Consider the following 25,024-nt stretch of genomic DNA (forward strand, 5'->3'; position numbering starts at 1 on the left):
GCAAGGCGCCGCAGGGCGGGGGTTGCAGCGGTTTTTTACGCGGCGAAGGTGGCGGGATCTGGCCAGATCCCGCCACGCGATGGGCGGAATTTCGCCGCGAGGGCTGCATGGGGCGTAGGGCGAATATCCGCCGTTATTCGGCGTTGGCGCCAGCGGGCAGGTGATGCCGTAGCCGGTGGTCCGCCATCAACAGCGCGATCAACAAGGGAATGGCAGCAATCGCGGCATCGAGTAACAGCAGGTCGCGAAACGCCACGCTCAACTGTTCGCTGCTGACCTGGCCCAGGCTGGCGCTGATGTGTTCGGGGTCGATGCCCGGCAACAGGTGCCACAGCAGGCTCGACAACAACGTAACCCCCAACGCCCCGCCCAAGCCGCGGAACATGCCGCACGCTGCCGTCACCACGCCCAGATGGCTGACCGGCGCCGCGCTTTGCACGGCCACCATCGACGTCGGGAACTGCAAGCCCAGCGCTACCCCGCAGCAGGCCAGCAAGGGCAGGCTGAGCATTTCCAGGCTGGGGGGCAGGAACGCCAACGCCACCAGCGCCACCGGCAGCAACAGGTTGCCGCTCAGAATCAATGGTTTGTAGCGGCCCAGCCGCGCGCTCATGCGCCCACCGATAAACGCCCCCAGCGGCGCGCCGATGGCAATCGCCATCAGTTGGCTGGCACCGGTGCCGGCACCGCCTTGTGCGTGGGCATGCAGCGGGAACAACACGGCCAGGGCCACGGCCTGGAAGTTGGCGAAAAACAGCAGGCACCAGCCGGCGCGTACCGGGCCGATGCGAAACAGCTCCATGGGAATCACCGGCTCAGTGGCGCGGCGTTCCTGCAGTACAAACAGCAGCAGGCCCAATACGGCAATGCCCAGGCCCACAGCGTTCTCCAGGGTGAGCCACTGACGCTCCTGGCCGAGGCGCGTAATCAGTAACAACAAGCTGCCCAGACCAAGCAGCAAAAGCACGCCGCCGAGGTAGTCGAGCTGGGCCTTGCGACGTTTTTCCGGCAGCCCGGCCAGGCGCCGCTGGCTGAGCCAGATGGCCAACAAGCCAATCGGCAGGTTGATCCAGAACACCCAGCGCCACGACAGCTGATTACTCAGCAGGCCGCCCAGCGGCGGGCCAATCAGACTGGCCAGGGCGAACATGCCGCTGAACCAGGCTTGATAACGGCCGCGTTCGGCCGGAGCGATCAGGTCGCCGATCAGCGCCTGGGTGGTGGCCACCATGCCGCCGGCGCCAACGCCTTGCAGCGCACGGGCACCCACCAGTTGCCACATGTCCTGCGCCAGTGCGCACAGCACCGAGGCAAACACGAATAAAGCGATGGACAGCAGAAGCAGTCGACGCCGACCGAACAGATCGCCGAGTTTTCCGAAGAATGGGGTGGAAATAGTCATGGCCAACATATAGGCCGATACCACCCAGGCCAGCACTTCACTGCCGGGCAGCTGCAGGGCAATTTCGGGTAACGCCACGGCAACGATCGTTTGATCCAGAGCGGAGAGAAAGATGCCGAGCATCAGGCCCATCAGGATCTGACGCAGTTGAGTGGGGGTTAGCACGGGAGAGGTGGAAGCTGCTGTCACGACGGGCCCTTAACGGCTGGCAGGAAGTGGAGAACAGACCTGACATTGCTGCGCGAGTGTGCCCAAGCACGATAAGCGTGAACAGCGCTGTTTGAATCTACGGCTTATTAACGTGTGAGTAACTGCCTGCAAGCGCGCTGGATTTGCAGGAATTCTAGAAAGTGCTTACGGCTTCCGCAGTTGTTTCCGATTTCTCCCAACTGCTATGAAGGGTTTAATTTCCTGGCGATGAAAATCGCACTTCATCGCTAAACCCAATTGAAGCCAGACAGGCGATACGTGGAAGCAAAGTCGCAGTTCGGTTACTTCAACAAATCAGGTGTGTAACCACGTAGTTGTTGCCTGGACGGTGGAATGAAGTTTTTTGAAGCTTTCTCTTGTTCAACCAAGCCGCTCGCAATGAGCGGCTTTTTTTTGCCTGTGGTTTACGGGGCTTTTAAAGCGAGTAGTGCGCCAGTTCGCGGGCGATCAGCAGCCGCTGAATTTCACTGGAACCCTCGTAAATCTGGGTAATGCGAGCGTCGCGGTAATAGCGTTCGACCGGGTAGTCCTCCAGATAGCCATAGCCGCCGTGAATCTGAATGGCATCGGAGCACACACGCTCGGCCATTTCCGAGGCGAACAGCTTGGCCTGCGAGGCTTCTGATAGGCACGGGTGGCCAGCGGTTTTCAGCCGTGCCGCGTGCAGAATCAGCAGACGGCTGGCATTCACTTGCGTGTGCATATCGGCCAGCTTGTTGGCGATGCTCTGGTGCTCAATGATCGGTTTGCCAAATTGCACCCGCTCACGGGCATACACCAGTGCCGCTTCAAAGGCGGCACGGGCGATGCCCAGGGCCTGGGCGGCAATACCGATGCGCCCGCCCTCCAGATTCGACAGGGCAATCGCCAGCCCCTTGCCGCGCGCGCCGAGCAGGTTGGCTTGGGGAATGGCGCAGTTGCTGAGGGTGACGGCGCAGGTGTCGGACGCCTTGATGCCCATCTTTTTCTCGCTACGGTCTACGACAAACCCCGGGTTGTCGGTAGGCACCAGAAAGGCCGACAACCCTTTTTTGCCCAGCTCCGGATCGGTAACGGCAAACACGATGGCCAGCTTGGCCCGTTTGCCGTTGCTGACAAATTGCTTGGCGCCATTGAGCACCCAGTTGCCGTTTTGCAGTTCGGCGCGGGTGCGCAGGTTGTTGGCTTCGGAGCCGGCATGGGGTTCGGTCAGGCAGAAGCAGCCGATAGCTTCGCCGCTGGCCAGGGCCGGCAGCCACTGCTGTTTTTGTTCCTCGCTGCCGTAGTTGAGCACCGGGCCGCACCCCACCGAGTTATGCACACTCATCAGCGTGCCGGTGGCGGCATCGGCGGCGGCCACTTCCTCCACCGCCAGGGCATAGGCCACATAGTCGGTGTAGGAGCCGCCCCAACTGTCGGGCACCACCATGCCCAGCAGGCCCAATTCGCCCATCTTGCTGACCACGGCATCGTCGATCCAGCCGGCGGCGGCCCACGCCTGGGCATGGGGGGCGATTTCGCTGCGGGCAAAGTCGCGGGCCATGTCGCGGATCATGCGTTGTTCTTCGCTCAGTTCCAGGTCGTGCATGGGAGCTCTCTTATTGTGATGTACCGGTGTAGAGCTGGATGATCGCGGAGAAGTCCAGCTCGCCATGCCCCTGGGCGCTGAAGCTCTGGTACAGCTGTTGAGCCAGGGCCCCCAACAACACAGGCTGCCGGGCTTGCTTGGCGGCTTCGGTGGCCAGGCCCAGGTCCTTGAGCATCAAGTCGGTGCCGAAACCACCGCTGTAACCGCGTGCGGCGGGGGCGTTGTCCAGTACGCCGGGGAAGGGGTTGTAGGTATCCGAACTCCAGCAGCGGCCGCTGGAGGTGTTGATCACCCCGGCCAGTACCTTGGCGTCCATGCCCAGCGCTACGCCCAGGTTCATGGCTTCGGCCACGCCAATCATGGAAATGCCCAGCAGCATATTGTTCGCCACCTTGGCCACCTGGCCGTTACCGGCGCCGCCGCAATGCACGATGTTCTTGCCCATGGCAGCGAGCACTGGCTGTGCCTGTTCAAAGTCGGCGGCACTGCCCCCAACCATAAACGTCAGCGTGCCAGCGGCCGCGCCACCGGTGCCGCCGGAGACCGGTGCATCGAGCATCGGGTTGCCCTGCCGGGCAGCGGCAGCGGCTACGTCGCGGGCGGTCATGGGGTCGATGGTGGAGCTGTCGATCAGCCGCACACCGGGAGCCACATGGGCGAGCAGACCGTCTTCGCCCATGTACACCGCTTTTACATGGCGAGCGGCCGGCAGCATGGTGATGATCAGCTCGACCTGGCTGCGCGCAAGGTCGGCAGGGGAGGCGAGGGCGTGGGCACCGGCGTCGGTCAGGCGTTGCACGGAGGCCGGCACCAGGTCAAACACCTCCAGTGTGTGGCCGGCTTTCAGCAGGTTCAGGGCCATGGGCCCGCCCATATTGCCCAGGCCGATAAATCCGATATTCATGGGGCGTCCCTCTTATTGGAATTATGGGAAGTGCTATTTCAACGTAATCGTCGTATTGACCGCTCCGACCTCGTCTTCATCGAACCAACGCTGCGTGACCGTTTTGGTCTGCGTATAGAACTGCACCACCTGTTTGCCATACGGGCCGAGGTCACCCAGCTTGGACGCGCGCGAACCGGAGAAGGAAAAGATTGGCACCGGCACCGGAATCGGCACGTTGATGCCCACCTGGCCCACATCGATTTCCTCCTGAAAATGCCTGGCCGCTGCGCCCGAGCGGGTGAAGATCGCGGTGCCGTTGCCATTGGGGTTGGCGTTGATCAGGGCAATGGCCTCGTCCAGGGTGGCTGCGTTCAGCACGCACAGTACCGGGCCGAAAATTTCCTCGCGGTAGATGCGCATAGCAGGGGTCACGTTGCTGAAAATGGTCGGGGCAATAAAATTGCCGCGTTCAAAACCGGTCACCGTCGGGTGGCGGCCATCAAGCGCCAGGGTCGCGCCTTCTGCTACCCCCGCGGCGATCAGGCCCTCAATGCGCTCCAGCGCAGCGCATGACACCACCGGCCCCAGGTCGGCGCCCGCTTCGGTGCCGGCATTGAGCTGCAGGGTTTTGCTGCGCTCGATCAGCTCCGGCAGCCAGCTTTGCGCCTCTCCCACCAGAATAACCGCAGACAGCGCCATACAGCGTTGCCCGGCGGCGCCAAAAGCTGCGCCCACCAGGTTGTTGAGGGTGTGCTGGCGGTTGGCGTCGGGCATCACGATGGCGTGGTTTTTCGCGCCCATCATGCACTGAGCGCGTTTGCCGTTCTGGGTGGCGCGGTTGTACACATGGGTGCCTACCTGCGTGGAGCCCACGAAAGACACCGCCTTGATGGCCGGGTGATCGCACAGGCGGTTCACCACATCCGCCCCACCGTGCACCACGTTCAACACCCCGGCAGGCACCCCGGCCTGCATCGCCAGTTCGGCCAGGCGCATGGTCACCATGGGGTCTTGTTCAGAGGGTTTAAGTACAAAGGTATTGCCGGTGGCGATGGCCATGGGAAACATCCACAGCGGAATCATGGCCGGAAAGTTGAACGGGGTAATGCCGGCGCACACGCCCAGCGGCTGCAGCAAGGTGTAGGTGTCGACGCCTCCGGCCACATTGTTGGCCAACTCGCCCAGTTGCAGGTTGCCGATGCCCGCCGCGTGCTCCACCACTTCCAGGCCGCGAAACACATCGCCTTCGGCATCGGCCAGGGTTTTACCCTGCTCGGCGGTCAGCAGTGCCGCCAGCTCCTGCAGATGGTCGCGGATCAGTTGCTGGTACTTGAGAAACACCCGCGCGCGGGCGCCGATGGGTGTTTTGCGCCAGGTTTTGAAGGCCTCGCTGGCCGCGTCGATGGCGGCGTCCACCTCGGCCTGCGTAGCGAAGGGAACTCGGGCCAGCACCTGCTGGGTGGCCGGGTTGATGATGTCGCGCCACTGGCTGGTGGTGGAGTCGATCAGCTTGCCGCCGATCAGCAGTTTTACCGTGGCAGGGGTCGTGCGTTCGGTCGTTTGCATTGTTGTTATGACTCCGGCATGAGCAGGGGTTTGGCAAATCGAGACCCGGGTGAGCTTAGCAGTGTGTAATTTCTCAACATAGAGGGCGGCGGCGGGCTGCCAAGAAAGCCCCTAGGAAAAGCCTTACCTGTATTGATCATCCGTTCTACAGAGCATTTTTTTCTCGAGGCTCATGCTCGCGCGTTCCTTTTCAGCGAGCTGCCAGCATGTCACTTCCGTCCAACGTCGAATTCGCTTCTCCCTTACGCCGTGCCGTTAAATCCCTGGGCTTGGCCCTGATAACGCTGATGGCCCTGGCGGCGCTGCAACCGGAAGTTCCAGCCTACCTGTACGACCTGCTTCTGGTTGCCGAGCGGGCACTGCTTTACAGCTTTTAAACGGTTATCCCTCCCGGTTTGGCCGCCAGCACGGTGTCGTACAACGCTTGCGCGGCCACCGACAATTCATGATCAGCCTTACGCAGAATCCCAACCTCCCGCTCGATGACCGGCTCACGCAACGTGAGGCAGCGGGCGCCCAATTCATGCATCTGCTCTACACATAAGGCCGGCACCGCGCTCACGCCCAACCCATTGGCGACCATCCGGCCCACCGTTGCCAACTGATGGCTTTCAAACGCCACCGGCAGTTTCAGCCCGCGCTGACGCAAGTGGTCTTCCAGCATAAAGCGCACGGTCGAGGGTCGTTGCAGGGTGACAAAGGGGTAGTGCAGCAGCGTGGCCCAGTCCACCTCAGCCTGTGTAGCCAACGGCGAATCTGCCGCCACTACCGCCACAAAACGGTCCAGGTACAGCGGGGTGAAGTGCAGGCTGGCGTCGGCATCGGGGGCAAAGGCGATACCCAGCTCCACCTGGCGATCGCGCACCATCTCGATCACCTGTTCATTGATTACGTCGTTGACCGTGACATTTACCTTCGGATGCCGCGCGCGAAACTGCACCAGCAACGGCGGTAACAAGTTGCCGGCGAAGGAGGGCATGGCCGCCAGGGTGACGCGGCCTTGTTGCAGGGTGAAGCGTTGGCGCAGCTGGTCTTCGGCGTTTTCCCAGTCCGCCAGCAGACGCCGAGCCAACGGCAGCAGTGCTTCGCCTTCGGGGGTCAGGCTCACGTTGCGCGTGGTGCGGCTGAATAGCCGTCCGCCCAGGCCTTCCTCCAGCCCTTTGATGGTGAGGCTTAACGCCGACTGCGAGAGGTACAGGCGCTCACCGGCCTGGGCAAAACTCAAGCTTTGCGCCACGGCCAGAAATGCCCTGAGTTGTTTGACGGTCATACAACACCTGTCAGAAAAAAGGAAAATTATTGTGCTGTTTTATCAATCAATCCATTTTAAAAATCAACTTAACAAATAAATCCAGGCGCTCAACACTCTGGGTACTGGGCCGGCTGGCCCCCACCAAAACAAGAGAGGCGCCGCAAATGGCAGGTTTCGATAAACGTGTGGGTTCGTATGAAGAGGCACTCGCTGGCCTTGAAGATGGCATGACGGTGTTGGCCGGCGGTTTTGGCCTGTGTGGCATTCCGGAAAACCTGATCGCCGAGATCAAGCGCAAAGGCGTGCGTGACCTGACCGTGGTGTCCAACAACTGCGGCGTCGATGGTTTTGGCCTGGGCGTGCTGCTGGAAGACCGGCAGATTCGCAAGATGATCGCCTCCTACGTCGGCGAAAACGCCCTGTTCGAGAAACAACTGCTCAGCGGCGAGCTGGAAGTGGAGCTCACCCCGCAAGGCACCCTGGCGGAAAAAATGCGCGCCGGTGGCGCCGGTATTCCGGCCTTCTTCACTGCCACCGGCGTCGGTACCCCGGTTGCCGAAGGCAAGGAAGTGCGTGAGTTCAACGGCCGCGAGTACTTGATGGAGCCTTCCATCACGGGCGATTTCGCCATCGTCAAAGGCTGGAAAGCCGATTGGTACGGCAACGTGATCTACCGCCATACCGCGCAGAACTTCAATCCGTTGGCCGCTACCGCCGGCAAGATCACGGTGGTTGAGGTGGAAGAAATCGTGGCCCCGGGCGAACTCGACCCTACGCAGATCCACACCCCGGGCATCTACGTCGATCGCCTGATCTGCGGCACGTTCGAAAAACGCATCGAACAACGCACCGTGCGTGCCTGATCGTCTTCCTCCTACCTATTTTTCGAGAACAAGAATATGGCGCTTACCCGCGAACAAATGGCCCAACGTGTCGCCCGCGAATTGCAGGACGGCTACTACGTCAACCTCGGCATTGGCATCCCCACTTTGGTGGCCAACTACGTGCCTGAGGGCATGGAAGTGATGCTGCAATCGGAAAACGGCTTGTTGGGCATGGGCGCTTTTCCCCGTGCCGACGAGATCGACGCCGATATGATCAACGCCGGCAAACAGACCGTCACCGCGCGCACCGGCGCCTCGATTTTTTCCTCGGCCGAATCCTTCGCGATGATCCGTGGCGGCCATATCGACCTGACCGTACTCGGCGCTTTTGAAGTGGATGTGCACGGCAACATCGCCTCATGGATGGTGCCGGGCAAGCTGGTCAAAGGCATGGGCGGGGCGATGGACCTGGTGGCCGGTGCGGAAAACATCATCGTCACCATGACCCACGCCTCCAAAGATGGCGAATCGAAGCTGCTGGGCAAATGCACCTTGCCGCTGACCGGTGCCGGCTGCATCAAACGGGTGCTGACCGACCTGGCGTATCTGGAAATTGCCGAGGGTGCCTTTGTACTTAAAGAGCGCGCGCCAGGCGTGACGGTCGAGGAAATTGTCGCCAAGACGGCGGGCAAATTGGTGGTGCCGGAGCACGTGCCGGAAATGCAGTTTTGAGGAGTGATGCCATGCAAGACGTCGTAATCGTTGCCGCCACCCGTACTGCCGTCGGCAGTTTTCAGGGCTCGCTCGCCGGTGTTCCGGCTGTAGATTTGGGCGCCGCCGTTATCCGCGCGCTGCTGGAACAGACCGGCCTTGATGGCGCTGAAGTGGATGAAGTGATTCTTGGCCAGGTGCTTACCGCCGGCGCCGGTCAGAACCCGGCGCGCCAGGCCGCCATCAAGGCCGGCCTGCCGGTGGCCGTACCGGCGCTGACCCTGAATAAAGTCTGCGGCTCGGGCCTCAAAGCCCTGCACCTGGGTGCACAAGCCATTCGCTGTGGCGATGCCGACGTGATCATCGCCGGTGGCCAGGAAAACATGAGCCTGTCGCCATACGTCATGCCCGGTGCTCGCACCGGCCTGCGCATGGGCCACTCGCAAGTCATCGACAGCATGATCACCGATGGCCTGTGGGATGCGTTTAACGACTACCACATGGGCATCACCGCCGAAAATCTTGTGGATAAGTACGCCATCAGCCGCGAAGCACAAGACGCCTTTGCCGCCGGTTCGCAGCAAAAAGCTGTAGCCGCCATTGAAGGCGGGCGCTTCAAGGACGAGATCACCCCGATCCTGATTCCCCAGCGCAAAGGCGACCCACTTGCCTTCGCCACCGACGAACAACCGCGCGCCGGCACCACCGCTGAAGCGCTGGCCAAGCTGAAACCAGCCTTCAAAAAAGACGGCACCGTAACCGCCGGCAACGCCTCCAGCCTCAACGACGGCGCTGCTGCCGTGATCCTGATGAGCGCGGAAAAAGCCAAGGCCCTCGGCCTGCCGGTGCTGGCGAAAATCGCCGCTTACGCCAATGCCGGTGTGGACCCGGCGATCATGGGCATCGGCCCGGTGTCGGCGACCAAACGCTGCCTGGAAAAAGCCGGCTGGACCCTCGACCAATTGGACCTGATCGAAGCCAACGAAGCCTTCGCCGCACAGGCACTGTCGGTGGGCAAGGAATTGGGTTGGGACGCCAGCAAAGTGAACGTCAACGGCGGCGCCATTGCCATCGGCCATCCCATCGGCGCATCAGGCTGCCGTGTACTGGTGACCTTGCTGCACGAGATGATCAAGCGTGATGCCAAGAAGGGCCTCGCCACCCTGTGCATCGGCGGCGGCCAAGGCGTAGCGCTGGCGCTGGAACGCTCTTGATCTCGTAGGGTGTGCTCCGCGCACCAGCGATCTCCCCGATATCGCCACGGTGCGCAAAGCACACCCTACGACAAGCGCTTCACCAAGCTTTCGAGTTCGCCAAAATTTCGCACCTCGTGAAAATTCGCTAACCCTTCGAACTCACTGAAGTCTGTATCCCCATACCCCGCCACCTGCGCGCCGGCACTGATGCCGGCTTGCACGCCGGGCACGCTGTCATCCACCAGCAAACACTGCGTTACCGGCAGCCCCAGCACGCCCGCCGCATGCTCAATCAAGCGCGGCGACGGCTTCCAGGCATTCACCTCGTAGGCGCTGACAATCCGCGCGCCAAATACTTCCAGCAACCCAACCGCGCCCAGGCTGGTTTCGATCTTGGCCCGTGGCCCGTTGGACGCCACGCAAATGGGCAACGGTGTCTCGCGCACGAAGGCCACTGCGCCCGGCATTTCCACGACCTGGTCGCGCAGCAGCGGCAGGCTGCGGCAGCGAAATTCATGGGCCAGGTGGGTGCCGTTGAGCGCCGGGTGCAGGGCACTCAATTCGCTGATGAATTGTGCAAAGGGAATGCCGCGAAAACGCCGCAGCACTTCATCCACCGGCATCTGCACCTGCTGCTCAGCCAGCAAGTGGTGCAGCAGCCCGGCAGCCAGACGTTCGCTGTCCACCAGGGTGCCATCGCAGTCGAAAATAAGGCCGGCAATCGTCACGGAACTCAGTCCCTCAAAATAATGGGCAGGCAGGTGTGACCACAGTTGCTTGTCAGGGTTGCGCAATTGTCATGCTCGCCCGCCACGATGAAGCGTTGGTCTGGAACAGCGTTTGCAAGCGCTGAGCACCAGCTTTTGCGTTTCGCGGCCCCTGATGGAGGTGATAGCATTTGGCCCTATTTCCGGCTGTTCTTCGGCCTTCCTCGAGTCCTCTCTCCATTTCTGCAAGGACGCCCGGCATGGCCGCTCCCTCCAAACGTCTTGAACGCGCGCTGATCAGTGGCGCGCTGTTGCTGCTCCTGTGGCTGCCGCTGCCCATTGGCAGTAACCGCGACTGGTCCATGGGCCTGCTGGTGTTTCTGTGCTGCGGCCTGGGGGCCGGCTGGGCGCTGAATGCCTGGCGGCGCAACCGCGACATGGGGCCCACCCTGCGTGCCGGTTTGCCCATGCTCGGTCTGTTGTTACTGAGCCAGCTGTGGGTGCTGCTGCAATGGCTGCTGGGCATCACGGTCGACACCGCCGCCACCTTCCAATACCTGATGCTGGGCGTGGCCTACAGCCTGCTGTTTGTGTTGGTGGTGGATCTGTTTCGCACGCGTAAACGCCTGAGCCTGCTGCTCGCCGTGTTAGTGGTGAGCGGCACGTTTCAGGCGTTTTTTGGTGCGGTGATGACCCTGTCGGGCGTAGAAGGTCTGCTGGTGGGCAGCAAGACCACGTACCTGGGCGATGCCACCGGCACGTTTATCAACCGCAATCACTTGGCGGGGTATTTGGAGTTGACCCTGGCGGCCGGGGTTGGCCTGCTGCTGGCGCTGCGTGATGAGCGGCCGTTTCGCTGGATCAATGCGCTGGAGATGCTGCTGGGCCCCAAAGGGCGCCTGCGCCTGGCGTTGGTGCTGATGACCATTGCGCTGGTGATGAGCCATTCGCGCATGGGCAATACAGCGTTTTTCACCAGCCTGCTGCTGGTGGGTGGGTTGTTTTTGCTAAGCGACAAAACCCATCGGCTGCGCAATGGCCTGATTCTCGCCAGCCTGGTGCTGATTGACCTGCTGATCGTCAGCCAGTACTTCGGCCTCGACAAACTGGCCGACCGCATTGCCAACACCCAACTGAGTGCCGTGGTGGTCGATGGCCAGACGGTGCAGGCCGCCAACGAACTGCGTGGCACGGTGTACCTCGAAGCCTTGCCGCTGGCCCGCGAGCAGTTGCTCACTGGGCACGGCGCCGGCACGTTCGAGGTGCTGTTTGGCAAGGTGGCCAGTGCCGACATTGGCCTGCACTTCGACCATGCCCACAACGACTACCTGCAGTTTGTGATTGAGTACGGCCTGCTCGGCAGCCTGCCGCTGGTGCTGTTCGTGCTATTGGGGCTGTACCACGCCCAGCGCGCCATGTGGCAAGGCGAGTCCACCTACCGGGCCGGGGTCGGCTTTGGCGCCAGCGTCGGGATTGTGGCGCTGCTGATTCACTCGATGGCCGACTTCAACCTGCAGATTCCGGCCAACGCGGCCACCTATGTGGTGATGTGTGCCATCGGCGTATTGGCCAACAACCACTACCGCGAGCGGCGCACGCGCGAGCGCAGCTGAGTCACCAGCCTTGGCGGGCCTGACGCCGGTGCACCAGTTGCTTGACTGACTGCGCCACCGCCAGGCCCGCAAACACGCCGAGGATATTGGCGGCGATGGCCGGCACCGATACGGCGCCTTCCGGAAAGAGCCCCTGAAGCAGCTCGAGCATCAACGCGAAGATCAGGCTATAGAGCACCGTCCAGAACGCGTGTGTGCTGGCAAATGCCAAGCGCGCCGAGCCCACCAGTGCGGCGAACGCCAGCACATGCAGCAGCAGGTTCTGGGTGTCGTCTGCCACGGGTAGGGCATGCGGCCTTAACCCGCTGTACACAATGGCGCCCAGCACTACAAAGAAAACCAACCCGCGCAGCAGGCCGCTCATGTTGAAACTCCCAGCATTTAGGCCTCACTTGCCAGTGGTTTATCCCGTCGTTCCATCAGAAATTCGGGCGAAAACAGCAGGCTTACTACGTTGAATTGACGGGTGTTCTTGATCACCACTACCAGCAGGGGCACCAGCAAGCCGGCACTGAGCAGCAGCAAAAACAGCGCCGAGCTGTCGACGATACCGAGCTTTTTCAGCACGAAGACCAGCACCATATACAGCGGGTAGTGCACCAGATAGAACACGATCGAGTTGCGGCCGATATAGGTGACCGGCGCCGAAAGCAGGCTGTTGCTGGCCACCACCGCCACCTTGCAGAAGATCGGTAACGCGGCCAGCACCAGAGGTGCATAACCGGGCCAGGTCTTGCCCACCACGTTGAAATAACCCAGGCCCAGCACCGTCAACGCGGCGGCTGCCGAAAGTGCCAGCGCGGCGGGGTGGGTGATGGCCTTGAGGTCGATCCTGTTCTTCACCAGGTAGTCACCGGCAAAGAAAAAGATGAAGTAGTAGAACAGGTCATTGACCTTGTAGATCGGTCGTTCGAAGCCCGGCACGTTGTCGCCATACCCTGGCAGCCACATAAACCACTCGCGTGGCAGGCTGAAGGCGATTACCAATGCCAGGCCCACCACCAGCAGCGGGTTGTAGCGACGCAGCAACGGGGTGATGAGATAGAACACGAACAGGTCGTAGAGAAACCAGGTGTAATCGGTTGCGCCCACCAGCAGGCGCAGCAGGTCATACCAGTCGCCCCAGCGCCCGCCGAAAAACGTCGCGCCCACCTTGTTGATCGAGTACGCAATCAGCGACCAGACCACGAAGGGGTAGAGGATATTGTTCACTTTGCCCAGGTTGTACTGGCGCCAGCCTTTGCTCAGGCCGCGGCTTACAAAAAAGCCGGAGAGCAAAAACATGATCTCCATGCGCAGCGGCGCGGCGGCGTCGTTGATGCCGTCAATCAGGCGCGCAAAAAGCAGGGTGTCGTTTTCATTGAAGCCGGCAAATGATGCGGTGTGAACCAGAATAACCAGAATGATGCTGGTGCCGCGCAGGGTATCTATCCATGCCTGTCGGTCCGTTGCGGGCGTTGCTCGGTCTGTTACTGCGTTGGCCCTAGCCATTTTTTTAGTCCTTTAAGGCAGACTTTTTATGAGCATTTTTCTGTTTTTTTTAAGATAAAAAAGTGCTCTCCGGTGGTGCTTGATCGCGTCGGTTGCAGTCGGGTTGGTGTGTAGAAACCGGTTAGGGGTTCAAGGTTTTTTGCGTGCCCACATCACGCTTTTCCTTGGTGCCAAAGCTCAGCAATCGGGTGCGAAGATAGGTCTGCGCGGGGGTTTCAAAGTAGAAGTAGCTGAGCAGACAGAGTGGTATCAACACGGCGAAGAAGATCAGCATCGACAGCTCGCCGTAGAAGAATGCCTGGCCCAGGCCCAGTTGGCCGGCCACCACGAAGAAACACAGCTGCAAGGGAAAGTGCAGCAGGTACGACGAGTAGGTGAGGTTGCCCACCATGGCCAGGCGCCGGCCCAGGTAACCGCGTTTGGTCTCAAGCAGCGCCAGGCTGAAGATGCTCAGTGGAAACAGCACCGCCACCACGATGGCACGGGTGGCGCCATGTACGGCCTTGTCGGCCAGGCCGGCAAACCGCTCGGGCAACAGGCTTTGCAACAGCGCCTGTACGTGCGGCCAGAACCACGGGCTGTGCACTTCCACGACGGTAAACACCCACAGCAGCGCCGCCGTGCCCACGGCCCAGGGCAGTACACGGGGCAACCAGCCGCGTGCGCACACGTGCTGGTAGAAACGAAACACCAGCCCGCCCAGAAAGAACGAGAAAATACCGCGACCGACGATGGGCTCGAGCACCATCACCACCACGCCCAAGGCCAGCATGCCCACATGGGCCCACAGGCGCTGACGAAACAGCAGGCAGACAAAAAAGAACACCAGGTACATCAGCACTTCAACCGACACTGACCAGATCGGCCCGTTGAACGATGGCCCTTTTTCAAACCCCCAACTGGAGGCAAAAAACAGGTTGAGAATGCCGTGGTAGAGGTCGTTGTACGGCACCACAAAGTAGTCGCCGGTATGCGCCAGCACCCAACGCTGAGCCACCAGCACAAACACCAGCGTGGCCAGGTGCAAGGGGTACAGCCGCGAAAAGCGCAGCGCAAAAAATGCCCAGCCGCCAACCTCGCGTTGAGCTATCTGCCTAGCGTAGAGCCAGAAAAAGATAAAGCCCGACAACGAGAAGAAGAAGTCCACCGCCAGCCAGCCGGTTTGATAGAACAGGAAAAACAGGTTGTAGAACGGCTGCTGCTCCATCTCGTAGGGCACAAAGGTGCTGCCCTGAAAGAAGAAGTGCTGCCAGTGCCAGAACACCACGGCAAGCGCCGCCACGCCGCGGATAAAGTCCAGGGAGTAAAAGCGCCGGGGGGTGGAATACGTCATGGGCGGGTGGTCTCAACAAGTGGAACGTCGTGGGCGCTGCTGTCGGTCGTCAGGAACATGCTGCTGAACAGGGGGCGCAGACGGTCGCCGCCAAATTCGCTCAGGTGATCGTCATCGAAGTACAGCGGGTGGCCGTTTACATCCCCGTAGCACTGGCCGTCGCGGCATAGCAAGGGCAGGGGGTCGAGAATCACCACCCCGCAACGCGCCGCGGCCATGTCCTGGGTTTTCCAGGCATAGGCATTGCGCTCGTGGTATTCGTCCAGGCTTATCGATACCCGCATCTGAATACCCATCATCAACGCCCGGCCCATGGTCTTGGGTACATTGCGTTTGAGTTCGGGAATGGGCCGCAGCATGTACACCGGCCGGTGTTTGGCAAAGGCACAGGCGGTATCGATGATGCCTTCACGCAGGGTCTGCAGATACTCAGGGCTGCGCGAGTCAAAGGGTTTGTCCATATACAGTTCGGGCACGGCTACTTCACGGGTGCGGTCGGGCTCGTTGGGGCCCAGCAGGTAGTTGGAGGTGCGGTTGATGATCAACAGCGGCGCACGCTCGTGTTGGGTGTCGGAGCTCTGACTTTTGCTCGCGATAAAGGTGCCGCATTTATACGTGAGCTGGCCGACGGCCTTGATATTGGCAATGGTTGGGCAGTTGCTCATGGTCCAGTCCAGCACATGTTCATCGGTGCTGGGCAGGGCGCGTTCCACTGCGCGAATCAAGGCGCCGGCATGGCTGTCGCCGACGACGATGGCACCAAGTCTGGGCCCGCCATAGGTGCATTCCGGCACCTGGCTGAATTCGTTCTGCATGCACTCGCCCATGCGCGGGTTTTTGTTTTCGGCCTCGGCGAATACCGCGTCGATCTCGACCGGCAAGCGGCCGGGCACACCGTGCTGCAAGAGAATGACGCCGGCCGGCAGCATCACCAGCACAGTGACTGCGACGATGACCAGGGCGCCGATGCGTTGGCGCATCAGGTTGAGGTTGTCGCGTGCCGGCTGCTCGACAAAGCGATACGACAGCCCGCCAAGCAGCGCGGCCAGCAGGATGCCGGCGGCAATGGCCGGTACTGAGTCCTGGCGTTGCAGGTACACCAGGCTCACCACCAGGGGCCAATGCCACAGGTATAGGGAATAGGAGCTGTCGCCTAGCCACTGGGCCAGGCGGGTGCCTGTCCACAGAGAGTCCTGGCGGGCAGCCAGCAACACCAGCATGGTCGCCAACACCGGCACGATTGCCCGCCACCCTGGCCACTGGCTGTTGCTGTCGAACAGCACGATGGTGCCGAGCAACAAGGCGAAGCCGCAGGTTTCCAGCACACGCTGGGTAGCAGGCGTGAGCACCAGGCGCAGGCTGAGCAGGTACACCAGGCCGCCGGCGAGCATTTCCCAGGCGCGGGTGGGCAACAGATAGAAGGCCGCCGTGGTCTTGATGGGCGTGCCCACCACACACAGCAGCAGCGACAGCAACAACACGCCGGCCAAGGCAATCGCTTGAGCCTGGCGGCTTTGTCGAAACTTCCAGACCATTACCATAAAGACCGGCAACAGCAGGTAGAACTGCCATTCCACCGACAGTGACCAGGTGTGCAGCAGCAGCTTGTCGTGGGAGGCGCTGTCGAAATAGCCGTCCTCGCGCCAGAACAGCACGTTGGACAAAAAGCCCAGTGCGCTGATGGCATGTTTGCCCAGTTGCAGGTATTCGGTGGCCGGCAGCACAAACCAGCCCACCACCATCAACACCAGGCACAGCACCAACAGGGCGGGAAGAATGCGCCGGGCGCGCGACAGATAGAAACCGATGATGGAGAACGGCCGCGCCGTGCCGGCCTCCAACCCCCGCAAGATGATCCCGGTCATCAGAAACCCGGAGATCACAAAAAACACATCTACCCCAACAAACCCGCCGGAAAACCCGGCTACCCCAAAATGAAAAAGAACTACCGCCACAACGGCCCAAGCGCGCAGGCCGTTTATGTCCCTACGGAACTTATTATTTGAGCTCTTCATTTTGTCGCCTGCTTAAACGACCACTACAGGGGGAGAGAATCCCCCCACCAGGTTGTGTCCGCACGACGGTGTCATCAGGTTCGGCGTCACGAGCGCCGTTATATTTGCACCCCATAAAACAATGAGGCGGTGACCTTATTTTCCTTTGAGGTAAAGCTCTTCAAAGCAAAAGTTGGTCGCGTCTACATAGCCTTCAGCACTGCCGCAATCGAACCGCTTGCCTTTGAACTTGTACGCGAGCACACACCCGGCCTTGGCTTGTTTGAGCAAGGCGTCGGTGATCTGGATTTCGCCATTCTTGCCGGGCTCTGTATCGGCGATCAGGCCGAAGATATCCGGGGTAAGAATGTAACGACCGATGATGGCGAGGTTGGACGGCGCATCTTCGGGTTGGGGTTTTTCCACCATGTTGTGCACGCGATACAGATCGTCGCGGATGAGCTCGCCGGCGATCACGCCGTACTTGCTGGTCTCATCAGCGGGTACTTCCTGAATCGCCACGATGGAGCAGCGGAACTGGTTGTACAGCTTGATCATCTGAGTAAGCACGCCGTCGCCGTCGAGGTTGATGCACAGGTCATCGGCCAGCACCACGGCAAAGGCTTCATCACCAATCAGCGGCTGGCCACAGAGAATGGCGTGGCCCAGGCCGTTCATGGCCACCTGACGGGTATAGGAGAAGGTGCAGCTATCGATCAACTCGCGAGTGCCGGCCAGGAAGTGTTCCTTGGCGGTGCCGCGGATCTGGTGCTCCAGCTCGTAGCTAATATCGAAATGGTCTTCCAGCGCACGTTTGCCACGGCCGGTGACGATGGCCATGTGTTGCAGGCCGGCATCGCGGGCTTCTTCAACGCCGTATTGAATCAGCGGCTTGTTGACGATCGGCAGCATTTCTTTAGGCATGGCCTTGGTGGCCGGCAGAAAACGGGTGCCGTAGCCGGCAGCAGGGAAAAGGCATTTGCGGATCATAAGAAGCTCCTTGCGAAGATACATTCCTAGGAGAGGCTTAAGCCTTGACGCTTTCAAACATCAAGAACATGGAGGCTCAAGCCGCTCCTACATTGACGGTGTGACCACATTGACGGTGTGACTAGTGCGCGTACCCCTGCGGGTTGGCTGACTGCCAACGCCAGGTGTCGCTCATCATTTCTTCCAGGCCACGCGTGGCTTTCCAGCCCAGCTCGGCAGCTGCCTTGGCCGGGTCGGCCCAACACTCGGCAATATCACCGGGGCGGCGGGGCACCAGTTGGTAGGGCACCGGTTGACCGCTGGCTTTCTCGAACGCCTGAACCATCTGCAGCACGCTGTACCCTTGGCCGGTGCCCAGGTTCCAGATCTTCACGCCGCTGTCGCCGGCAATGGTCTGCAAGGCTTTCAAGTGGCCGTCAGCCAGGTCTTGCACGTGGATGTAGTCGCGCACCCCGGTGCCATCAACGGTGGCGTAGTCGTTGCCGAACACCGACAGCTGCTTGAGCTTGCCGATGGCTACCTGGCTGATATACGGCAGCAGGTTGTTGGGAATGCCATTGGGGTCTTCGCCGATCAGGCCGCTTGTGTGCGCGCCCACCGGGTTGAAGTAGCGCAACAGGGCAATGCTCCAGCGCGGCTCCGAGCGCGCCAGGTCCTGCAGCAACTCTTCCACCATCAGCTTCGAGCGCCCGTACGGGTTGGTCGGTATGCCCGTGGGGAAGTCCTCGCGAATCGGCATTTGCGTCGGCTCGCCGTACACCGTGGCAGACGAGCTGAACACCAGGCGGTAAACCCCGGCATGGGCCATGGCCTGGCACAGGGTCACGCTGCCGGCGACGTTGTTTTCGTAGTACGAAAGCGGCTTGGCCACGCTCTCGCCCACGGCTTTGAGCCCGGCAAAGTGCAGCACGGCGCTGATGTTTTTCGAGGCAAACAGCTCATCGAGCAATACCCGGTCACGGATATCGCCCTGAATGAATTCGGCCTGCTTGCCGCAGATGCGTGCCACCCGCTGCAACGACTCGGGCGAGCTGTTGCACAGGTTGTCGAGCACCACCACCTCATAGCCTGCTTCGAGCAGGGCCAGGGTGGTGTGCGAGCCGATGTAACCGGCACCGCCGGTGACCAGAATGGTTTCGCTCATGGGGCGTTCCGCCTTGTCTTAGCGCCACTCTTCCGGGCAGCTGGTTTTCCAGTCAGCGAAGGCCGTGGCCAGGCTGTACTGGTAGGGGTAGCCGTTTTCCACGAGAAAATGCGGCAGTACATTGTTCGAACGCACCAGCTTGCGAATACGCACCGGGCTGAACGGGTGCTTGATGCCCAATGGCCGCGCGATGGCATCGATGCTGTAGGCCACACCCAGCAAAAGCGGGTAGGGCACGGCAGGCACTTTGCGTTCGATGGCCGCCACACTGCACACGGTTTCCACGTATTCGGAAATCGATGGGCCAGGGTTCATGGTCATGTTGAACAGGGAGAAGTGGCCGCCTTGTTCCTTTTGGCGCGCCAGTACCCAGAGCATTGCCGCGCACAGTTCTTTTACATAGGTGCCGGCTTTGCGCGTGGTGCGGTTGCCCATGTAGAAGAAGTAACGCTTGATCACCGCTTTCACCAGGCGCGAGACGTTGCCGCCTTCGCCGGGGCCAAACACCACACCCGGGCGCACGATCACCAGGTGACGGTTGGCCTTGTCGGCGGCCAGCCAGGTCTGGTGAATCTTTTCTGCGGCCAGCTTCGAGCCGCCGTAGGCGGTGGCCGGCACCGGCAGGGTGCGTTCGTCTTTCTGCTCTTCGCTCGGGCCATAGGGCGAGATCGAGCTGGTGAAAATCACATCGTTGCAACCCACTTGCTCGGCCCACGCGGTCACGTGTTCGGCACCCAGCAAGTTGGTTTCGTAGTATTCGAAATCTTCGTGGCCGGGCTCGCGGTGCACGGCGGCGAAGTTGGCGATCAGGGCCACGGTTTCTTCCGGCTGCCAGGCGATGGGCTGGCGCACGTCACCGTTGATCTCGACGATCTGGGCGCTTTCATGCACCAGACGCGCACGGTAGGGGAAGGGTTTCTGGGTAACCTGCTCTTTGTCGAACAGGTAGACCTTGTCGTAACCACCCTGGGCAATGAGTTGCTTGGCGAAGAACACGCCAATAAAACCCGAGCCACCAAAAATCACGGCGCAGTTCATCTGTTCCATCCTTCAATTCATTTGGCGTAGAGGCGACGGCCAGTAGCCGGTGCACTGCACCGGCGTGGCGACGGACAACCTGAGGGGATCAGGCGCGGCCGTACTTGTCTTCGAACCGCACGATGTCGTCTTCGCCCAGATACGGACCGGACTGTACTTCGATCAGTTCAAGGGGAATTACACCGGGGTTCTCCAGGGCGTGAACCTGGCCGATGGGGATGTAGGTGGACTGGTTTTCGGTGACCAGAAAGGTGGTGTCGCCGTTGGTAACCTTGGCCGTGCCGCTCACCACAATCCAGTGCTCGGCGCGGTGGTGGTGCATCTGCACCGACAGCTTGGCGCCGGGCTTCACGGTGATGCGTTTGACCTGATAGCGGTGGCCGTCGTCGATGGAGTCATACACACCCCAGGGGCGATACACCTCGCGGTGGTTAATGTGTTCTTTGCGGCCGCCGTCCTTCAACTGCTCGACGATTTTCTTAACGTCTTGCACGTTGTTTTTGTGCGCCACCATGATCGCGTCCTTGGTTTCGACGATCACCAGGTCCTCGACACCCACGAGCGTCACCAGCCGGCTGCTGGCGTGCACATAGGTGTTGGTGCTGCTGTGGTGCAATACATCGCCCTTGAGCACGTTGCCGTGTTCGTCCTTGTCGCTGACATCCCACAGCGCCGACCAGGAGCCGATATCGCTCCAGCCGGCATCCAGTGGCACCACCACGGCGTCAGCGGTTTTTTCCATCACCGCGTAGTCGATGGAATCGTCCGGGCACAGGGCAAATTCGGCGGCATCGACGCGGGTGAAGTGCAGGTCCAGCTGGCCGCCGGCCAACGACTTCTTGCAGGCCTCGAGAATCGCCGGGGCAAAGCGTTCCAGCTCTTGCAGGTAACGGCTGGCGCGGAACAGGAACATACCGCTGTTCCACAGGAAGTCGCCGCTCTGCAGGTAGTCGGTGGCGGTCGCCAGGTCCGGCTTCTCGACAAACTGGCTGACGGCAAAACCACCGTCGCCCGTGGCCGTGCCTTTTTCGATATAGCCGTAACCGGTTTCCGGGTGATCGGGCACGATGCCGAAGGTGACCAGCTTGCCGGCTTCGGCCAGCGGCATGGCCGTGCGTACGGCGCTATGGAAGGCGTCGACGTCCTTGATCAGATGGTCGGCCGCCAGTACCAGCAGCAGCGGGTCCTGACCGTCGGCTACCGCTTGCAGCGCCGCCAGGGCGATTGCCGGGGCAGTGTTGCGGCCGACAGGCTCGAGCAGAATGTTGGATTTCTCCATGTCCAGCTGACGCAACTGTTCAGCGGCCAGAAAGCGGTGCTGTTCATTGCATATCAGGCGGGGCAGGGCGATATCCAAGCCCTTCAAACGCGCGATGGTGGCCTGCAGCATCGACAGCTGGGCATCGGCCAGTTGCAGGAATTGTTTGGGGTTCAGTTGCCGCGACAGTGGCCACAGACGCGAGCCAGAACCGCCAGCCATGATGATAGGTAAGAGCATGATAGACCTCCTTGTTGCCGTCATTCAGTTAGGGCTGGACGTGCAGTGGCGTGGGTAATGGGTTGTACGGCAGGGCCTGAGCCCAGCAACGCGTCATCGACAAATGCCTGGATACGTTGCTTGAAAATACTCTTGTCGAAGGTGGCTGCGTGCGCATGCAAGGTTGCCGGGTCGAAGGTGACCGCGCCGCTTTCAACCTGCTGCACCGCTTGAATCAGCGACTCCACCGTCTGCTCCGGGAACAGGATGCCGGTCTTGCCGTGAATCACCGTTTCCAGGGCGCCGCCTTTGCCGTAGGCGATAACCGGGGCGCCTGCTGCCATGGCTTCGACCGGCACAATGCCGAAGTCTTCCATACCCGGGAAAATCAGGCCGCGGCAACGCTGCAGCAGGTCTTTGATTTCCGGGAAGGGCTGGCGGCCCATCAGTTTCACATTGGGTTTGGCAATGGCCTTGAGCTTGTCGAAAATCTCGCCTTCACCGACCACCACCAGCGGCAAGCCGAGCTGGTTGAAGGCCTCTACCGCCAGGTCTGCGCGCTTGTAAGCCACCAGTTGGCCAAGGCACAGGTAGAAGTCACCACGCACTTCGTTGGGGCTGAACTCGGTGGTGTTGACCGGTGGGTAAATCACTTCGGCATCGCGCCGGTAGAACTTGCGAATGCGCTGGGCAACGAAGTTGGAGTTGGCAATGAACTGGTCGACGCGGTCGGCCGACAACCGGTCCCACACCCGCAGCCAATGCGACACGAACGGGAACAGGGTGCGGATCAGGCGGCCGGCGCCGGACAGGTACTCGTGGTACATGTCCCAGACATAGCGCATGGGCGAATGGCAGTAGCAGATATGCACCGCGTCCGGGCGGGTGACCACGCCTTTGGCCGGGCCCGACTCGCTGGACAGAATCAGATCGTAAGCCGACAGATCCAGTTGCTCCAGGGCCATGGGCATAAACGGCAGGTACTTCTGGTAATGCTTTTTCGCACCCGGCAGGCGCGAAATAAACGTGGTGTTGATGGTGCCGGTGAAGGTGCTGGGCAACGCCTTGCGCACCACGTCTTCATTGCACACATGAATAAACAGGTCGGCCTGCGGGAAGAGTTCGACCAGGGCCGAACACACCGCTTCGCCGCCACGATTGCTGAGCCACCAGTAATGGATGATTGCGACTTTCATTGAAACTCCCGTATCACCTGTAGAAGGCGTGAAGCCGATGCTGCCCAGCTGTAACGCTGGATATTGGCGAAGCCCTTTTCACGCAGGCTCTGCGCCAGCTCCGGGCTGGAAATAAGCACCTGTATTTGTTTGGCGATGTCCTGCACGTCATAGGGCGAGCAGTACAACGCCGAATCACCACAGACTTCCGGCAGGCTTGCGGCATTGGCCGCGATCACCGGGCAGCCGCAGGCTTGCGCCTCCAGCGGGGGTAGCCCAAAGCCTTCGTAGAACGATGGATAAATGAAGGCCGTCGCCCCGCTGTACAAACGCACCAGCTCTTCATCGCTGACGCGCCCCAGCAGTTTGATGCGGCTATCGGTTTCGATCTTCTTCACCAAACCTGGGTCAGCGAAGTTCTTGTTCAGTGAGCCGACGATGTAGAGCTTATGGCTGCTCTGTTGCAGCAAGCTGAAGGCATCGACCAGGCCATGGAAATTCTTCTGCGTATTAAGCGATGACACCGCGAGCAGGTAAGGCTCGGCCACCTCATGGGGCACTGGCTTGAACTCGCCGGATACCGCATTGGGTACCACCACCACCCGCTCGGCTGGCGTCTTGTACACCGCACAGATTTCCTGCTTGGAGAACTCGCTGACGGTCATCACCTTTTTCGAGGTTCTGATGGTGCGCGGTGTCGCCAGCTGGTAGGCCAGGCGGAACTTCCAGGAGAAGTTTTCCGGGAAGCGCTCGAAGGCGATGTCGTGCAGCGTCGACAGCTTGTTGCTGTAAAACGCCGGTGCTGTGTTGGCCAGGTTGACCAGCAGCGGCGAGCCCTGGCTGCGCAAGAACGCCGGCAGGTCGAGCTGCTCCCAGGCATGCCCGGTGCGGCTGCCGATGCGCTCGACGCCCAGCGCCTCGGCGGCTTCGTGTTGAACGATATTGTGCGGGGCAACGAAACGCAGCTCCGGCATCTGCTGGCGCAATTGCAGGCTGATTTCCAGGGAGTAACGTTGCACACCGGTCATGGCTTGCGTGAGAAAGCGCGCATTTACATAGGGCACGTGTTGCTTCCTGTCCGGGACTGATTGAAAAGTTGGCAACGAGGGCTCATGCGAATTTCGCGAAGTTCAGGGAAGACAGGCGTTTGATCTCGGTTTTGTTGTCGGTCAGCTGTTGTTTGGTGGTGCTCAGGTTTTCAATGAAGCGCAGCAGCTTGGCCTTGAACGCCTGCGGCTCGTTCATGATTTCGTGCGCGTTGGACAGGTTGCTGGTGTCCATCTGGAAGTGCTTCATCAGGCCGCTCATCTTGCCCTTGTATTCGATGCCGAATACCGGAGTGCCGGCGCCGCACGAAGCGATCATCAGGTGCATGCGGCCGCTGACGATGCCGTCCAGGTAGCCGGCCACACCCTTGAGTTCGGCCGCGCTCAGGCGCGTGGCAGGGCGGTAGGTGTATTGCGCGGTATCGCCGGCCAGGGTTTTTTCCAGCGGGTCGAGGCAGTGGTAGTCGGCCGAGTCGCCACGGAAGTCGTGGTCGATCAGCAGCACGCTGATGCCCTGGGTTTGAATCAGGTCTTTGGCTACGCTGGAAAACTGCTCCACCACGCGGTGAATCTCCTGGCGCTCCTGCAAGTCCAGCAACAGCGGGTGCATGTTCAGGCCGATGACCTTGCGGCCCAGCGCATGCTGGGCGTCGATCCAGGTGCGTGCCTGTTGCACCGGGTCGGTGTCTTTCTGGGGTTCGAGCAGGAAGGCCAGGTCGGCCACCAGCTTGGCGTTGGCGCTGGTCAGTTGCTGAAAGCGGCTGAACGACAGCGGGTCGCGCAGGTTGAACACCACGTCGTGGCTGAATTCATCGAGCAGGAATTTCAGCTTGCCGTACGGCTTCTCGCTGACGCTGAACCCGGTTACCACGCAGTCGATGCCACGGCGCGAAAGCATGCCGGTGAGCATGATCAGCTTGCCGGAAAACGCCTGGCTGTAGCTGCCGTCGAGCACGTCGGCACCGACCGTGACGCTGGCGCAAATATTGCGGCCCTCGAGCATGGCCAGCGACTGCTTGAGGCTCAGGTTCTCATCGAGAATTCGCAGTGGTTCGGTGCCCAGGGCGCGCGCGCATTTATCGGCTTCATCTTCGGCGGTGGCGACAATGAACTGCACGTTCGGCCACTTGCGTTTGAAGTAAGTGGTTACCACCGACAGCATGGCTTCATCGCCCTTGGAGGCGGTGAGCAGGGCAGGGTCCGGCGGAATAATCAGCACCACCGGGGCAGCGTCTGTGCGCGGCCACGGCTTGGCATCCTTGTCGTTGTGCCATTCTTTCAAGAGGGCTCGGTACTGAGCGTCCAGGTACATCGTCCTGATTCCCAGGTTGCGCCAAACGTATTTCAGAGCGGACTTGACCATGGTGTTATCCAGAAAAATAAAAGTATGCCAATGCCGACG

22 protein-coding genes are annotated in these 25,024 nt (G+C 60.8%); 5 read left to right on the forward strand and 17 right to left on the reverse strand.

Annotated elements, in window-relative coordinates:
* Positions 1–133 precede the first annotated feature (133 nt).
* The 4 genes from PKE98_RS05770 to PKE98_RS05785 form a co-directional block, all read right to left on the reverse strand.
* Positions 134–1,534 carry an MFS transporter gene (locus PKE98_RS05770; protein ID WP_309298742.1) on the reverse strand — a complete coding sequence of 467 codons (1,401 nt, stop codon included), beginning with the start codon at positions 1,532–1,534 and terminating at the stop codon, positions 134–136.
* 493 nt (positions 1,535–2,027) lie between these two features.
* Positions 2,028–3,179: an acyl-CoA dehydrogenase family protein gene (locus tag PKE98_RS05775; protein WP_271194310.1), complete on the reverse strand. Its 1,152-nt coding sequence runs from the start codon at positions 3,177–3,179 to the stop codon at positions 2,028–2,030.
* A 10-nt stretch (positions 3,180–3,189) separates the two neighbouring features.
* The gene (gene mmsB, locus PKE98_RS05780; protein WP_271194311.1) at positions 3,190–4,083 is read right to left on the reverse strand and encodes a 3-hydroxyisobutyrate dehydrogenase; all 894 of its coding nucleotides are present in this window, start codon (positions 4,081–4,083) and stop codon (positions 3,190–3,192) included.
* Positions 4,084–4,116: 33 nt separating this feature from the next.
* Positions 4,117–5,631 carry a CoA-acylating methylmalonate-semialdehyde dehydrogenase gene (locus PKE98_RS05785; RefSeq protein WP_271194312.1) on the reverse strand — a complete coding sequence of 505 codons (1,515 nt, stop codon included), beginning with the start codon at positions 5,629–5,631 and terminating at the stop codon, positions 4,117–4,119.
* A 206-nt stretch (positions 5,632–5,837) separates the two neighbouring features.
* On the opposite strand from PKE98_RS05785, the gene PKE98_RS05790 reads away from it, so the two are divergent.
* A complete protein-coding gene (locus PKE98_RS05790) occupies positions 5,838–6,008 on the forward strand; it encodes a hypothetical protein (protein WP_271194313.1) in 171 nt (56 codons plus the stop codon).
* On the opposite strand, the gene PKE98_RS05795 is transcribed toward PKE98_RS05790, so the two are convergent.
* Positions 6,005–6,901 (reverse strand): LysR family transcriptional regulator, encoded by an 897-nt coding sequence (locus PKE98_RS05795; RefSeq protein WP_271194314.1) that lies wholly within the window; start codon positions 6,899–6,901, stop codon positions 6,005–6,007. The two genes, PKE98_RS05790 and PKE98_RS05795, sit on opposite strands and share 4 nt — an antisense overlap.
* 146 nt (positions 6,902–7,047) lie before the next feature.
* On the opposite strand from PKE98_RS05795, the gene PKE98_RS05800 reads away from it, so the two are divergent.
* Genes PKE98_RS05800 through PKE98_RS05810 form a run of 3 tightly spaced genes read left to right on the forward strand, consistent with a single transcriptional unit; the run spans position 7,048 to position 9,632 of the window.
* Positions 7,048–7,746 (forward strand): CoA transferase subunit A, encoded by a 699-nt coding sequence (locus tag PKE98_RS05800; RefSeq protein ID WP_271194315.1) that lies wholly within the window; start codon positions 7,048–7,050, stop codon positions 7,744–7,746.
* Between the two features lie 36 nt (positions 7,747–7,782).
* On the forward strand, positions 7,783–8,439 hold the full coding sequence (locus PKE98_RS05805; RefSeq protein WP_271194316.1) for a CoA transferase subunit B: 657 nt from the start codon (positions 7,783–7,785) through the stop codon (positions 8,437–8,439).
* Between the two features lie 11 nt (positions 8,440–8,450).
* Positions 8,451–9,632: an acetyl-CoA C-acetyltransferase gene (locus tag PKE98_RS05810; RefSeq protein ID WP_271194317.1), complete on the forward strand. Its 1,182-nt coding sequence runs from the start codon at positions 8,451–8,453 to the stop codon at positions 9,630–9,632.
* A gap of 65 nt (positions 9,633–9,697) precedes the next feature.
* On the opposite strand, the gene PKE98_RS05815 is transcribed toward PKE98_RS05810, so the two are convergent.
* Positions 9,698–10,342: an HAD-IA family hydrolase gene (locus tag PKE98_RS05815; protein WP_271194318.1), complete on the reverse strand. Its 645-nt coding sequence runs from the start codon at positions 10,340–10,342 to the stop codon at positions 9,698–9,700.
* 239 nt (positions 10,343–10,581) lie between these two features.
* Here PKE98_RS05815 and PKE98_RS05820 point away from each other — a divergent pair, with 239 nt between their 5' ends.
* Complete coding sequence (locus tag PKE98_RS05820; protein ID WP_271194319.1) at positions 10,582–11,934, forward strand: O-antigen ligase family protein; 1,353 nt, start codon at positions 10,582–10,584, stop codon at positions 11,932–11,934.
* Position 11,935: 1 nt separating this feature from the next.
* Here the strand turns inward: PKE98_RS05820 and PKE98_RS05825 are convergent, their stop codons facing one another.
* The 11 genes from PKE98_RS05825 to PKE98_RS05875 form a co-directional block, all read right to left on the reverse strand.
* A complete protein-coding gene (locus tag PKE98_RS05825; protein ID WP_271194320.1) occupies positions 11,936–12,298 on the reverse strand; it encodes a VanZ family protein in 363 nt (120 codons plus the stop codon).
* 17 nt (positions 12,299–12,315) lie between these two features.
* Entirely contained in the window at positions 12,316–13,425 is a 1,110-nt protein-coding gene (locus PKE98_RS05830; RefSeq protein WP_271194321.1) for an acyltransferase family protein, read from the reverse strand.
* 121 nt (positions 13,426–13,546) lie between these two features.
* Positions 13,547–14,758, reverse strand: coding sequence for an acyltransferase family protein (locus PKE98_RS05835; protein WP_271194322.1), 1,212 nt, complete (start codon positions 14,756–14,758; stop codon positions 13,547–13,549).
* Positions 14,755–16,773: an acyltransferase family protein gene (locus PKE98_RS05840; RefSeq protein WP_271194323.1), complete on the reverse strand. Its 2,019-nt coding sequence runs from the start codon at positions 16,771–16,773 to the stop codon at positions 14,755–14,757. The genes PKE98_RS05835 and PKE98_RS05840 overlap by 4 nt, the downstream gene beginning before the upstream one ends.
* A 135-nt stretch (positions 16,774–16,908) precedes the next feature.
* On the reverse strand, positions 16,909–17,742 hold the full coding sequence (gene galU / locus PKE98_RS05845; RefSeq protein WP_271194324.1) for a UTP--glucose-1-phosphate uridylyltransferase GalU: 834 nt from the start codon (positions 17,740–17,742) through the stop codon (positions 16,909–16,911).
* A 121-nt stretch (positions 17,743–17,863) separates the two neighbouring features.
* Positions 17,864–18,886, reverse strand: a complete 1,023-nt coding sequence (galE, locus tag PKE98_RS05850; protein WP_271194325.1) for a UDP-glucose 4-epimerase GalE — start codon at positions 18,884–18,886, stop codon at positions 17,864–17,866.
* Between the two features lie 18 nt (positions 18,887–18,904).
* On the reverse strand, positions 18,905–19,924 hold the full coding sequence (locus tag PKE98_RS05855) for an NAD-dependent epimerase/dehydratase family protein (protein ID WP_271194326.1): 1,020 nt from the start codon (positions 19,922–19,924) through the stop codon (positions 18,905–18,907).
* A gap of 88 nt (positions 19,925–20,012) precedes the next feature.
* A complete protein-coding gene (locus tag PKE98_RS05860; RefSeq protein WP_271194327.1) occupies positions 20,013–21,422 on the reverse strand; it encodes a mannose-1-phosphate guanylyltransferase/mannose-6-phosphate isomerase in 1,410 nt (469 codons plus the stop codon).
* Positions 21,423–21,442: 20 nt separating this feature from the next.
* Positions 21,443–22,597, reverse strand: coding sequence for a glycosyltransferase (locus PKE98_RS05865; RefSeq protein ID WP_271194328.1), 1,155 nt, complete (start codon positions 22,595–22,597; stop codon positions 21,443–21,445).
* The gene (locus PKE98_RS05870) at positions 22,594–23,640 is read right to left on the reverse strand and encodes a glycosyltransferase family 4 protein (protein ID WP_271194329.1); all 1,047 of its coding nucleotides are present in this window, start codon (positions 23,638–23,640) and stop codon (positions 22,594–22,596) included. Before PKE98_RS05870 ends, PKE98_RS05865 begins: the two co-directional genes overlap by 4 nt.
* Positions 23,641–23,686: 46 nt before the next feature.
* Entirely contained in the window at positions 23,687–24,985 is a 1,299-nt protein-coding gene (locus tag PKE98_RS05875; RefSeq protein ID WP_271194330.1) for a polysaccharide pyruvyl transferase family protein, read from the reverse strand.
* Between the last annotated feature and the right edge of the window lie 39 nt (positions 24,986–25,024).

The sequence above is a fragment of the Pseudomonas turukhanskensis genome, assembly GCF_027922365.1.
Lineage (GTDB): Bacteria > Pseudomonadota > Gammaproteobacteria > Pseudomonadales > Pseudomonadaceae > Aquipseudomonas > Aquipseudomonas turukhanskensis.